Origin of the sequence: Desulfitobacterium nosdiversum (assembly GCF_049860565.1) — a bacterium.
GTDB lineage: Bacteria > Bacillota > Desulfitobacteriia > Desulfitobacteriales > Desulfitobacteriaceae > Desulfitobacterium_A > Desulfitobacterium_A nosdiversum.
Genome location: NZ_CP172056.1, coordinates 707725 through 721550 on the forward strand (window position 1 = coordinate 707725; position 13826 = coordinate 721550).

Genomic DNA, 13826 nt, shown 5'->3' on the forward strand with positions numbered 1-13826 from the left:
AGCCATTATATCAGGGCGTTGTCCCTGACGCAATACCATTAAATACCAGCAAAACACGATGTATTGCCTCCAGAATTTCCTCTTGGGCTTGCGAACGCAGGCGGACCTTGATTTCCAAATTTCCTTCTCCAGTGGCCCCAAAGGAAACCGGATAAGGAGATTCTGCTGCTACGGTCATCAATTTTTCACCCGTAAGGCCTGGATCCGAGGCGAATTTAAGGACAACTTGCTGTTTTATTTGTTTGATCTGCTCAATCTTTAATTCTGCCGCAACCCACTTAATCCGAATGATTTTCAACAAATTCTCCACCTCGCGGGGTGGATTTCCAAATCGGTCGATCAGTTCATCGATCATATCACTCATTTCATTTTCGGAGGAGATCATCACCATACGTTGATAGAGCAGGGCTTTCGCCTGGCGATCAGAAATATATTCATCAGGTAAGAAGGCATCGACTTGAACTTCAATACTGGGCTCAATCTTCTCCTCAACGTGTTCTCCCTTTATCTCCTGCACCGCTTCTTTAAGCATTTGACTGTACAGTTCAAACCCTACGGCTGCTAAATGTCCATGTTGCTGTGCGCCAATTAAATTTCCGGCTCCGCGAATTTCCAAATCGCGCATCGCAATTTTTAGTCCCGATCCAAACTCAGTAAATTCCCGAATGGATGCTAAACGCTTCTCAGCAACTTCCGTAAGCACCTTTTGCGGCTTATAAAGAAAATAGGCATAAGCTTTACGGTTAGAACGACCAACCCGTCCCCGCAGCTGATAAAGCTGCCCCAACCCCAACCGATCAGATTCATCAATAATTAAGGTATTGACATTGGGCATATCCAGGCCTGTTTCAATAATCGTCGTACAAACTAAAATATCGCTTTCATGTTCCAGAAAAGAAAGCATTTCTTTTTCCAATTCTGCCTCACTCATTTGACCATGAGCCATTCCATAACGAGCTTCCGGTACGAGTTGACTCAAAAAGCGCATAACCTGCTCCATATCTTCCACTCGATTATGAACGAAAAACACTTGCCCGCCCCGCTGGATTTCTCGACGAATCGCATCGCGCACAAGATCAGGCCTAAGCTCTGCGACATAAGTCTGAACGGGATAGCGATCCTCCGGAGGAGTCTCAATTACGCTCATATCCCTTACCCCGACTAACGACATATGCAAGGTACGCGGAATGGGGGTTGCTGAAAGGGTTAAAACATCAACATTAGCCTTCAGTGTCTTGAGCTTTTCTTTGTGGGATACTCCAAATCGCTGCTCTTCATCAATAACCAAAAGGCCCAGATCCTTGAACTTAACACTATTGGATACAAGGCGATGAGTTCCAACGACGATATCAATGCTTCCGTCTTTAAGTCCCTGGATAATTACCTTTTGCTCCTTAGCCGTTCGGAAACGGCTCAGCATTTCAATCGTTACAGGATAACCCATAAATCGTTCACGGAAAGTATTAAAATGCTGTTGGGCGAGAATTGTGGTTGGAACGAGCACTGCAACCTGCTTGCTGTCCGTAACCGCTTTAAACGCAGCGCGCAAAGCGACTTCAGTCTTCCCATATCCGACATCTCCGCAGAGCAGCCGATCCATCGGCCGCTGACGAAGCATATCCTTTTTTACCTCGTCAATGCACTGAAGCTGATCCGGAGTTTCCTGATAAGGAAATTTCTCCTCGAATTCCTGCTGCCAGACATTATCCGGTGAAAAGGAAAATCCTTGAACAGCTTCCCGTTCCGCATAGAGTTTTACTAAATCAAAGGCCATTTCTTTAATCGCACTTTTGGCTTTACTTTTGACCTTTTTCCAATCACTTCCGCCCAGCTTATAAAGCTTAGGCAAGGTTTCCGCATCACTGCCTAAATATTTTTGCAGGAGATTGAGTTGATCCAGCGGAACATACAGCCTATCCTCACCGGCGTATTTTACAGTAAAGTAATCTTTCTCAACCCCGCCGACATTCAATCTTTCAATCCCTAAAAATTTACCGATTCCATGATGAACATGAACGACATAATCTCCGGGCTTAAGATCGGAAAATTGGAGCCGTGTCGTTTTTGTTTCCTTTATTTCTAGACGCCTAGAAGACGTTTTTCTTTCCCTTTTATAGATTTCCGCTTCAGTTAAAATAACCAGCTTACCCAAGGGTAACTCAAAGCCCTGATCGAGGGAATATGGATAAACATAAACTCCTCCCTCCTGAACCTCTTCATTCAACCCTTGTAGCTTTGCCGCCGCTCCGCGATCTCCTAAACCTTGAATCAGCCGTTCGGCATGTTCGATATCCCCTGCAAACAAAGAAACAACATAGCTCATCCTCTGCCAACGTTCAATTTCCTCAGCTAGGACCCCTGTTTTGCCCATAAAACCAGTTAACGTTCGTACCGTGAGGTTAAAAATCCGACGCGGAGAAATTCCCGTAACTTGGCGGGGCAAAGTTGACAAAAAAACAAAGGGGCGTTTAGTACCATAATCCAGCAGATCCTGATACGTTATAAATTGAGTTTCCGGACTTACGAATTCTTCGCCCTTTTCCAGAGCTTGAGTATACTCCTCTAAACGCTCCTTCAGTTGAAATTCCAATTGTTCCTTCAGACGCAAGGGTTCATCTAAAATCACATAACGCTCATCCTGCATTAACGAAAAAAAAGAGCCTAAAGAATTCTCAAGCAAGCTAAGGTAAGGATAAACACTCTCATCCAAAATTCCCTGGCTTAATCGTTCTTCTAAACGTTCAACCTTTTCTTGGATCCGTTCAGCCGCTTCTTTCCGTCCGCTTCGGCTAAAACGTCCAGATACTTTTCGTGCTTGACTGCGAATCTCCCAGCGCAGCTTTTCTAATTCCTTGGGATTAACTACATATTCTAAAACCGGAGGAACTAAAACCTGCTCTAACGGTCGAGTCGACTTTTGCGAATCAACATCAAATACACGAATGGAATCCACTTCTTCATCAAAAAATTCAATCCGCAGAGGTTCTCCGTCCAGAGGCCAAATATCTAAGATCCCTCCGCGAAGTGCAAACTGCCCTTTTCCTTCAATAACCTCTAACCGATCATAACCTGCCGTTACTAGGTTTGCTATTACCTTTGTCAGTTGGTAAGTTTCCCCTAGTTTAAACTCTTGAGTATATTTCTTCCAACGCTCTTCGGAAAACATCCGCCGATCAATGGCCAGGATTGGAGCAACAACGATTTGCTGCTTATTTTGAGCCAGCGCGTTTAAAACCTTAATCCGCTCTGCTGTCGTCTCCCTGCTTCGCCCGAGAACTTCAAACGGTAACCACTCCGTCGCAGGAAAGTATAAAATGGATTCCTCAGGTAACCAAGCTTTGAGATCATTCACCCACTTTTGGGCAGCCTCCTCGGAGTAGGTAAGAATTAAACCTTTTCTTCCTGAATTCAGGAGTTCCGCAGTGAGAGTGCTTTTTTGGCTTCCTGTTAAATTATAGATCATTTGCGGCCATTCTTTTTGCGCAATGGCGTCTCGAATTCCGATGAGGTCCAGCCCTTGCTCAAGATAATGATGAATTGTACTCAACCCGTCCATCCTTTCAAACCTGTTTAACCCGCGCAAAAAACTGAACGTCCGAGCGAGGACCCCCATTTATCCATTACTAACCGCCACTAAGACTCCCGCTTCTTACGAGGGAGATAAGTGGCGCTAAGCCCTGGATAAGTCAACTAAGCTTCAGATGGAGTTAACACTCCACCTGAAGCAAGTTTCCTTTATAGCGCCAAACACAAGAAGATATAGAGGTATATTTAAAAACATACCTCTAGTTACGCATTAACTTATTCTTTCGTTCATTCTTTTTAATGAAATCTTTGATACCGTTCCATTTCCAATTGTTTCATACAGTCAGGGCATAAAGAATAAGCCACATTACCCACAAAATTTATTATAGAATCAGGCCGTTCAGAGGTCAAGTCATCTAGCTCAAGTTCACCAAGGATTCGGTCGCAGATTTGGCAGACTTTCATGACATACATTACCCAGCACCTCCTCCACTTAGCTTAACCTTTGCTTTGTGCAGTTATACTCGATTGAATGTATTCATTGCTTTATTGCTCTCCCCTTGAACCCATAGACGCAAGACTTCCTGTCCCCGCTCAAGCACATCCTCAAGCACAGGGACTTCTTCTTTGCCAAAAGCACCGAGCACATAATTAGCGGGATCCCAACCCGCAGGCGGTCTTCCTACGCCGATTTTTAACCGCCAAAATTCCTCAGTTCCTATTTCTGCTATGGTCGACTTTATGCCATTATGACCGCCGGCGCTGCCGGATTGGCGGAGACGAATCCGACCTAGAGGTAAATCCATATCATCATGAACGACTAAAACATCTTTGGAAAGGATTTTATAAAATTGAACCACTTCGCGAATCGAACGTCCGCTGAGATTCATAAAAGTCTGGGGTTTAAGCAAAAATACCCTTTCACCAGCCCACTGAGTTTCAGCGATTAAGCCTTGATATTTCTGTCGAAAATCAAGCTTCAGTTCTTCTGCCCATGTATCTAAGAGCAAGAAACCTACATTATGACGGGTCTCCGCATATTGACCACCCGGGTTTCCTAACCCTGCAATAAGTTTCATTTTTTTCAGCTCCTCAAGCATATTACCATTCATCCGTGAATAGATTTAAAAGAAAAATATCCAAAATAAGGGGGCGAATAGACTTGAAACCCAGCCGTAAATTTTTATCCTTACCGATTATCTCCCTAAGTGAAGGACAACATATCGGTTATGTTAAAGGACTGGTTATTGATGCTAGCACCAAGTCCCTGGCGGCTCTCGTCATTGATCCCAAAGGCTTCTTCAAGGATCAGCGCATTATTCCCTATGGCAAGGTCGTCAGTGTTGGGGATGATGCCATTACCATTGATAAAGGCGGTCATGTTGAAAAATCAGCAAGTCTTCCGGAAATCCTCAGCTTAATCAAAGAAAAACTTTCGATCATTGGCACACGAGTGATTACCCAAAGCGGTAAGACCCTTGGCATTGCTGAAGAATATTATATTGATCCGGAAACGGGGGCTATAACTCAGATTGAAATTTCCGGAGGGAAGCTTGAGGGTCTTTTGAACGGGAAAGCACTTCTGCAAGCTGAGTATATTTCAACGATTGGTCAAGATGTCATCGTCACTCAAAAAGGCAGTGAAGTCCATCTCGCCGCTGCAGATAAAGGAATAAGCGACAGCTTTAAATCAATCCTTCACTCGACCTCACACTTGGCAAGTGAAACCACACATTCCATTGGGAAATATTTTAAAAAGGATAAAGCCATCGAAATTAACCCTGTAAATCCAGAAACGATTGACAACGAAATCGTTTCTTCTGAAGAACTTACGGAAGACAATACCCTATCATCCACAGCCTTAACCGGAACTACAAATATTGCCGCACAACCCTTAGAAAACACTTCCATTGAAAATTCCGATGTCGCCGAATCCAGTCCGATAACCAAAGAACCCCTGGGTTAACCCCAGGGGACTCCTTAACTGAAAAGCTTACTAACCGAAAGATCCTCATGGATGCGAACAATGGCTGCTCCCAACAAGGGTGCCACAGAAAGTGTCTTAATTTTGGGGATCTTTTGTTCTGGATCGAGAGGGATCGTATTCGTAACAATGACTTCTTTAATCACTGACTTTTCAAGCCTCTCAAGAGCAGGTCCAGATAATACAGGGTGAGTACAGCAAGCATAAACTTCTTTGGCACCTCGGTCAATAAGAGCCTGAGCTCCTTGGGTAATTGTCCCTGCAGTATCAATAATATCGTCAATCATAATCACAGTTTTCCCTTGAATATCTCCGATGACATTCATGATCTGTGAGACATTGGGCTCGGGACGCCGTTTATCAATAATCGCGAGTGTTGCCCCAATTCTTTCGGCAAGATTGCGTGACCTTTGTACTCCGCCTAAATCAGGAGAAACAACCGCGACATCCTCAAGTCCTTTCGTCCGGAAGTACTCGGCAAGAATAGGTACACCTGGAAGATGATCAACCGGAATGTCAAAAAAGCCTTGAATAGCCGGAGCATGAAGATCCATGGTTACCACCCGATCTGCTCCTGCAGTCGTAATGAGATTAGCCATAAGTTTAGCCGTAATTGGATCACGTGCTCTTGACTTCCGTTCTTGTCTTGCATATCCGTAATAGGGAATCACGGGCGTAATCCGACGCGCAGAAGCGCGTTTTAAAGCATCAATCATAATCAATAGTTCCATAATATTATCATTCGTCGGATTACAAGTCGGTTGTACGACAAAAACGTCTGCACCCCGCACACTTTCATTGATTTCGATGGCAATCTCGCCGTCTTGAAAGCGTTTAACTTTTGACGCACCTAGCGGGACACCTAGATAATCTACAATTTCCTCTGCAAGTTCACGGTTGGCGTTACCACAAAATATTTTTAGCTCCTTGACCGACATTCCTAATTTATCCCCCTATTTATTATTATTGCGAACCCAGTTTTCTTTCATCTTCTGGGTACTCCGCTCAACAGCTAAAGCATGTGCCGGTACATTTTTTGTAATTGTTGAACCAGCCCCGGTTATAGCCCCTTCACCAATTTCTACAGGAGCTACAAGGTTAGTATTGCTCCCAATAAAAACGTTATCCCCAATTAAAGTCTTATATTTTTTAACTCCATCATAATTGCACGTAATTGTGCCTGCCCCAATATTTACAGATTTACCAACTTGGGAATCACCTACGTAGCTGAGATGGGGTACTTTACTTCCTTCACCGATTTGACTATTTTTGATTTCAACAAAATCTCCGACTTTAACCTTTGACGCTAAAACTGTTCCTGGCCTTAAATACGCAAAAGGGCCAACGATACACTGTGGTCCAATCACAGCATCTTTGGCTACTGTATGGGTGACTTCACATCCCGCCTCACAGACACAATTTTCAAGTGTTGTTTGAGGGCCAAGAATGACATCTTCGGCAATCCGAGTTTTCCCTTTTAAGATGGTATAGGGCTCAAGCACCACATCACGGCTGAGTTGAACCTCACTCCCAATGAAGGTTGACGCAGGATCAAGGATGGTAACTCCTTCGTCCATCCAATAATTTAGAATTCGTTCACGTATGACATGCTCAGCCTCAGCCAATTGCACTCGGCTATTGATTCCCAAGGCCTCATTGGCATCTTCTGTGCAATATGTCGTGATTTTATCGCCTTGAGCTAAAAATAGATCAAATACTCCGGTAAGGTAGTACTCTCCCTGGGCATTTTGAGGCGTAATCTGTTTCAACGCTTCCTTAAGTTTAGGAACATTGAAGCAATACGTTCCCGTATTAATTTCCTGAATCGTACGCTCTTCCGGTGTTGCATCCTTTTCTTCAACAATTTTCACGAGATTATTATTTTCCTTAATAATTCGCCCATATCCAAAGGGATTTTCAAATCGAGCTGTTAAAACCGTAGCCGCTCCTTGAAAATCCGTATGAAGTCGGATGAGTTTAGCTAAAGTTTCCGGACGGATTAGCGGTTGATCTCCGCTCAAAACAACGATGTTATCTATCCCCTCAAGATAAGGGATGGCCTGCATAATAGCATGGCCTGTTCCTAACTGTTCGGTTTGAAGAACAATCTTAGCCCGTCCAGCCAAAAACTCCTCAATCTTTTCTCGTCCATGGCCTAAAATAACAAATGATTGTTCAACATTATTTTCTGCCGCAAGATCCAGAACATGCTCGATCATTGGCTTCCCTGCCACACAATGCATCACTTTGGGAAGCTTGGATTTCATGCGGGTTCCTTTTCCTGCAGCCATAATAACTGCCGCCCAATTCGGCATGGTTATTCGCCTCCAACCTAGTTTAACCGTAAGCTGACCAATCTACCCCAAGAATCTTTTTCCAAGAATCTTCTTTGTATCAACCTCAAAATAACTTTATTCGTCAAAAAAGCACATAATTCCTCCTTTATCTTTAGCTTTATTTAGGATTTCTTAATTAACAAATAAAAATAAAAAAGGATTTTATTTAAAAAGAGACCTCAACGGTCTCTTTCAAGTTATCTAATTCTATTTAATCTTTAACAATTTCAATGTTTATTGCCGCACACATTGATAAACCGTTACTTACTTTAAATCGCCTCTTGATAAGCCTTCAAAACTGCAGTTTGAATCACTTCTCGGGCTGCAGAGGAAATAGGGTGAGCTATGTCACGGAATTCCCCTTCCGGAGTTTTACGGCTCGGCATGGCAACAAATAATCCATTTGTTCCTTCAACAACCTTCACATCATGAACAACGAAAGAATTGTCAAACGTTACCGAAACCACCGCTTTCATTTTACCTTCAGCATTAATCTTTCGAACACGTACATCCGTAATATTCACAAAGATTCACCACCCTTCCCTTTCGACCTGCAAGATTCTATCATTTAACATTCTATATTTGGTAAAAAACTCCTTCTTTTTCCTAAGAAAAATTTAAATTGCGTAAATTTACCCAAATATTTCTCCTTTCTTGCAGGAGAAGAGCTTCTATAGCGATAATGGTTTGATTTCTCTTAAGAAAAGTCTGAAGAAGGGGTAACCACTGCTAATCCATGTACTGGATCAAGCTCCTTAAGCTGAAGCAGGGAACAATATTGATGAACAATTTTCGGCTCATTTTCAGTCAGGCTTTCCATAAGAACACCAATCCCAACAACATTAACCTCAAATTCTTGCATCAAGTTAACCATACCTAAAGCAGTTCCTCCTGCTTTCATGAAGTCATCAATTAAAAGAACGCGTTTACCCGCTTCCAAAGCTCTTCGGCCTAAGGACATCGACTGAATCCGTTTTGATGATCCGGAAACATAATTGATGCTGACAGCCGAGCCTTCAGTGACTTTATTACCATGACGAATAATAACCATGGGCACTCCTAAAGCTTCGGCCGTTACTAAAGCAAGCGGAATTCCTTTGGTTTCAATCGTAACAACGACATCTGGCTTTTTCTCCCGAAAAGCTCCTGCGAAAATCAGTCCTAAGGGTCTTAAGACAGCAGGATCATAGAGCAAATCCGTCATATAAAGAAAACTGCCCGTCAAAATCCGTTCTTTTACACTAAGGCGTTCAGAGAGCTCTTTTAAAAATTCACGGGCCTCTCCTCTGGAAATCTCAGGAATATAGCGGACCCCGCCCGCTGCACCTGAAACCGTTTCTAAGCGGCCTTGGCCTGTGGAATGTAAACTCTCTTTTAGAGCAAGCAAATCCTCACTGATTGTTGACTTAGCTGCTCCAAAACGCTCCGCCAAAATAGTTAAAGGTATAAGAATATTGGGTTTCGACATCAGGATTTGCATCGCTGCAACCATGCGTTCTGCTCTTTTCATCTTATCCATGGTCTAATCCTCTATTCCTTTTCCTTTACTTTTTCCTGTTCATCGGTTTCGTTTGGACTTAATGTTTTAGATCTGCGCAAAGCTTCAAACATGACATTCTCCGCAGTAACAATATGGGCAATGGCTAGGTTCTGCGCTTCTTCAACATTATGATTTACAAGGGCTTCCATGATTCCCTGATGCTCTTCCACAGCATCCTTTAACCGACCGGGATAAGCCAGGGAAGTTGCCCGGAAACGCTGGATCTGCTCGCGTAAATTCGCTAAAATTTGAATCAAGCGTTCATTACGGCTTGCCTTATATACAAGGGCATGAAAATCTGTATCTACTTCAACAATTTTATCTAGATTTACCTCTTCACCATTTCGATAAAGAACCATCCGCTCCATCTGTTCAATTTCTTCATCAGTAATCCGTTCTGCCGCTAAACCTGCCGCTAAACCTTCTAAAGCCGATCGAATTTCGAAAACATCAGCAACATCTTTATCGCTTACACCAGCTACATAAGCACCCTTGCGAGGAATCATAACAACGAAACCTTCTAGTTCTAATTTACGAATGGCTTCGCGGACCGGAGTCCGACTAACTCCCATCTCATCTGCCAATTGGATTTCCATAAGCCGTTCTCCGGGTTCAAGCACTCCAGAAATGATGGCCTCTCGCAACGATTCAAAAACGATTTCCCGCAAAGGTTTATAACTATCAAGTTTTACCGGTACTAACTTTCTCTCCACGAATAATCTCCCCTTCCAAAAAATGATTGTTTAAGTTCTTGACTTAGATTTGGTGTTATCGTTTTAGTTACCCAAACCGAATAACCTTTATTTTTAAAAGAAAGTGCTATATCTCGAGCCTGAGTCTCTGAACGAGCAATTCCAAAAACGGCTGATCCGCTCCCTGACATCAGTGCATTATAACAGCCTGCTTCCCTTAAATCCTTTTTTATATCGGCAATTTCAGGAAGTATGGACTGTGATCCTATTTCCAGGTCATTGCTCAACAATGAAGCAATTCTCTCTATGGAGAGAGCGCTTAAGGCCTCCTGCCATGTCTCCAAGTTTAGAGGGTGTTCTTTTCCTAACTGATCAAATCGGCGATAGGATTCACCCGTATTAATCCCTTGCCAAGGTTTAACCAAAATTATATCCATTTCAGGAGCAGCCGGCAGAGCAAAAAGTCTCTCGCCGCGTCCTTCTGCCCATTGAGTCCCTCCCTGTAAGCAAAATGCAACATCAGAACCTAATTGATTCGCAAGTTCCAAAAGCTCCTCCTGCGAATAGGGTTTATTTAATAAGTGATTTAACCCTCTTAATGTAGCTGCCGCATCCGAACTTCCGCCTGCTAAACCTGCCTGAATGGGTATCTTCTTTTTAATTTCGATTCGGATACCCTTCTCCAGGTTAAGTCCCCCTATAAAACGTTCCGCGGCTTGATAAGCTAAATTCTTAGGGCCACTTAACCCGCCGCAAATACATTCAATCTCACACCCGGTTAAAGAAAGCTTGATAGTGTCATAAAGCCCAATCGTCTGCATAACCGATTGTAATTCGTGATAACCATCCTGACGCTTTTCTCTAACTGCAAGCCCTAGATTAACTTTCGCATAAGCGAACGTTACAAGACAATCTTCTTTCATTATAGAATCCTTTCCGAACGTTCGGATTATATTTTCTTTTATTATATCCTTTTAATCTTTATCCTACTAGTCTATCGGCAAGAAAACATGGAATGAATCAAAAAAGGGCTGTTCTCTAAGCTAATTTTTTTATACAAGCCTAGGACAGCCCTTTTATTATGATTTAACCTACCTCGACAGTTACTGATTTTGAAATCCTTTCAAAATTTAAGGTCTCTGGATTGGTTAACTTAAGATTAATTTCTTCTTCAATGGGCTCAAGGTTTTCATAAAACATCACGAAAATCTCACCCGGTTGACACTGTTCTAATCCGTATTTGAAGGCTTCTCTTTCCGGCAGCACAACAGAAATTTGTTTTGAATCCATGCCGCAGGCGACTGCCTCATCCAACATGATTTTTGCAATTTCACCCGGTTTACGCCCGCGCAAATCTCCATCCTCCCGGATAATAAGACGATGGAATCCTTTGGCTGCTACCCGGGCAACCTCGCGGATGGTTTCATCAGGCCGATCCCCTGGAACGGTTACACAGCCAACCAATGAGCTGGCTTTAAAACGTTTTAACGTTTTGACAATTTCCTTGATTCCGGCTGCATTATGACCGTAATCAATAAAAACATTGACTCCGGCGATTTTATAAAGATTTAAGCGTCCTCGATTACACGTTGGGTCAGACTCAAATTTTTTAAGAGAGGAATGTATTTCTTCAGCGGTCAAACCTAAAGCCCATCCTGCAGCAATTGCGCCTAAGGCGTTTTGCAGATTATGAACTGCTTTTCCCTCCCAAGTAATCGGCAATTGCTTAACTGTACTGATTTTAAAACTGCGATCACCTTGGCAAAGTAAGATTACACCACGCCGGACAAAAACAGCCGTCCCCCCGCGAGCCAAATGCTTGCGTACCGTCAGATTATCTTTTTCCATACTGAAAAAAATAACGCGCCCCTTGGTTTTATCAGCCATCTGAGCAACCAGAGGATCATCTGCATTTAATACAACATAACTATGCGGCTGAACAACCTCTGCAACTAAACTTTTTACATGAGCAATATCTTCAAGCGTCTCTACTCCATATTGTCCTAAGTGATCACTAGCCACATTTGTAATTACAGCAACATCAGCATAATCATACGCAAGACCAGCCCGTAGAATGCCGCCGCGTGCAGTTTCTAAAACGGCCACTTGAACATCCGGATGGCGTAAAACGATTCGTGCGCTTTCCGGACCTGTCATATCCCCTCTCCTTAAAGCTTTGCCGCTAATATAAATCCCGTCTGTAGTTGTCATTCCAACATTTAACTGGCGGTCATAGAGCATCTTGCCAATCATCCGTGTCGTTGTTGTTTTACCATTCGTTCCTGTGATCGAAACAATCGGGATTCTCCCATTACCCACAGGATAGATATGATCGACCATAATTTGCCCCACATCGGTTGGTGTTCCTTGCGAAGGATGAAGATGCATCCGAATACCCGGAGCAGCATTCACTTCAATAATTGCTCCCTCTTGTTCTTTATAAGAAAGGCTGATATCTTCAATAACCCAATCAATTCCTGCGATATCCAGACCAATAATTCGAGCCGCGTAAACAGCTAATTCTGCATTATCAGGGTGAACTTGCGCTGTTACATCATGAGCGATACCGCCTGTACTGAGATTAGCGCTATCTCTAAGATAAACGATCTCACCTTCTTCAGGAACAGATTCTAGGGTCAAATTCTTCTGAGCAAGTGACAGGATGACTGCCGGATCAATTTTAATTTTAGTTAAAACCTTTTCGTGATCTTCTCCTCGTAACGGGCTTTCATTTTCATAATGGACTAATTTTTCAATGCTTGAGACTCCGTCTCCAATAACGCAGGCTGGAATACGTTCTGCAGCGGCTACCAATCGATTCCCAATAACGAGAAGTCGATAATTCCGGCCCTCAATATACTCTTCAACTAATACATGATTCCCATAGGTCTGGGCGACTCGGAAAGCTGAGCGGATTTCTGCTTCAGTATTTAACTTAAGAGAAACTCCTTTACCCTGGTTTCCGTTATATGGCTTAACAACTGCAGTTTTTCCAAGTCTATGAAAGCTCTTAACCGCTTCTTCCTCATTCGAAGTAATATATCCCCTTGGAGTAGGAACTCCGCCCTCATAGAGAAGCTGGTTGGTTAATTCTTTATCACAAGCAATATCTACGCCAATACAATTGGTTTGATCCGTCATTGCGGCCTGAACCCTTCTTTGATTCCGACCATAACCCAGTTGAAGAAGACTTCCCTCATTTAACCGTTGAACGGGTATTCCTCTTCTCTGCGCCGCCTCTAAAATAGCACGTGTTGAAGCTCCTAATTCAAATTCAGCTTTGACTTCACGTATTCTTGCAAGAGACTCATGGACATCAGGCAACTCACCTGCAAGCAAACGTTCAACAATATTAAAACCTTGTTTAAAACCCTCAATACCAGCTTTCAGAGAATCATAGTTAAAAATGATTTCATATTCTCCTGGAGCCTCTAATACAGCCATTGTTTTACCATAGGGAATTGTTTCGCCGATTTGGGTCAGAAGCTCAATCGTCACATGCTCTATGATATGGCCGATATAAGTTCCTTCATGAAGCCTCTCAATAAAACCGCCGCGTTTTCCCCGTGAACAATGATGCTCATATAGCGTAGGAAGAATCTGAATTAACCGAGAGTTAAAATCACCGAGCGTTTTACTTTCTTTTTCTGCCCATTCTTGGAGATCCACGACGGTTCGGATGATAGGATGATGACTATAGACATTAGCACCCTGAATCGCCTGGATACTTTTAATCTCCATTATGATAT

The 13826-nt window shown here is 43.0% G+C and carries 11 protein-coding genes; 1 reads left to right on the plus strand and 10 read right to left on the minus strand.

Going from position 1 to position 13826, the window contains the following annotated elements; all coding sequences use genetic code 11:
• Positions 1-10: 10 nt before the first annotated feature.
• From mfd to pth, 3 genes are all read right to left on the minus strand, one after another.
• Positions 11-3556, minus strand: a complete 3546-nt coding sequence (gene mfd / locus ACHOLT_RS03445; RefSeq protein ID WP_425805781.1) for a transcription-repair coupling factor — start codon at positions 3554-3556, stop codon at positions 11-13.
• A gap of 266 nt (positions 3557-3822) precedes the next feature.
• Complete coding sequence (locus tag ACHOLT_RS03450) at positions 3823-3999, minus strand: hypothetical protein (protein ID WP_425805782.1); 177 nt, start codon at positions 3997-3999, stop codon at positions 3823-3825.
• Positions 4000-4043: 44 nt separating this feature from the next.
• Positions 4044-4604, minus strand: coding sequence for an aminoacyl-tRNA hydrolase (pth, locus tag ACHOLT_RS03455; protein WP_425805783.1), 561 nt, complete (start codon positions 4602-4604; stop codon positions 4044-4046).
• A gap of 83 nt (positions 4605-4687) precedes the next feature.
• Between pth and ACHOLT_RS03460 the strand changes: the two genes are divergently transcribed.
• On the plus strand, positions 4688-5491 hold the full coding sequence (locus tag ACHOLT_RS03460; protein WP_425805785.1) for a PRC-barrel domain-containing protein: 804 nt from the start codon (positions 4688-4690) through the stop codon (positions 5489-5491).
• Between the two features lie 14 nt (positions 5492-5505).
• Here the strand turns inward: ACHOLT_RS03460 and ACHOLT_RS03465 are convergent, their stop codons facing one another.
• From ACHOLT_RS03465 to cphA, 7 genes are all read right to left on the minus strand, one after another.
• Positions 5506-6447: a ribose-phosphate diphosphokinase gene (locus ACHOLT_RS03465; RefSeq protein WP_425805786.1), complete on the minus strand. Its 942-nt coding sequence runs from the start codon at positions 6445-6447 to the stop codon at positions 5506-5508.
• Between the two features lie 15 nt (positions 6448-6462).
• Positions 6463-7824, minus strand: coding sequence for a bifunctional UDP-N-acetylglucosamine diphosphorylase/glucosamine-1-phosphate N-acetyltransferase GlmU (glmU, locus tag ACHOLT_RS03470; RefSeq protein ID WP_425805788.1), 1362 nt, complete (start codon positions 7822-7824; stop codon positions 6463-6465).
• 290 nt (positions 7825-8114) lie between these two features.
• Entirely contained in the window at positions 8115-8369 is a 255-nt protein-coding gene (gene spoVG / locus ACHOLT_RS03475) for a septation regulator SpoVG (protein WP_425805790.1), read from the minus strand.
• 173 nt (positions 8370-8542) lie between these two features.
• Positions 8543-9364, minus strand: coding sequence for a pur operon repressor (purR, locus tag ACHOLT_RS03480; protein WP_425805792.1), 822 nt, complete (start codon positions 9362-9364; stop codon positions 8543-8545).
• A gap of 11 nt (positions 9365-9375) precedes the next feature.
• Positions 9376-10098, minus strand: a complete 723-nt coding sequence (locus ACHOLT_RS03485) for a GntR family transcriptional regulator (RefSeq protein ID WP_425805793.1) — start codon at positions 10096-10098, stop codon at positions 9376-9378.
• Positions 10083-11000, minus strand: coding sequence for a 4-(cytidine 5'-diphospho)-2-C-methyl-D-erythritol kinase (ispE, locus tag ACHOLT_RS03490; protein ID WP_425805795.1), 918 nt, complete (start codon positions 10998-11000; stop codon positions 10083-10085). Before ispE ends, ACHOLT_RS03485 begins: the two co-directional genes overlap by 16 nt.
• Positions 11001-11163: 163 nt before the next feature.
• Positions 11164-13818, minus strand: coding sequence for a cyanophycin synthetase (gene cphA, locus ACHOLT_RS03495; protein WP_425805796.1), 2655 nt, complete (start codon positions 13816-13818; stop codon positions 11164-11166).
• Between the last annotated feature and the right edge of the window lie 8 nt (positions 13819-13826).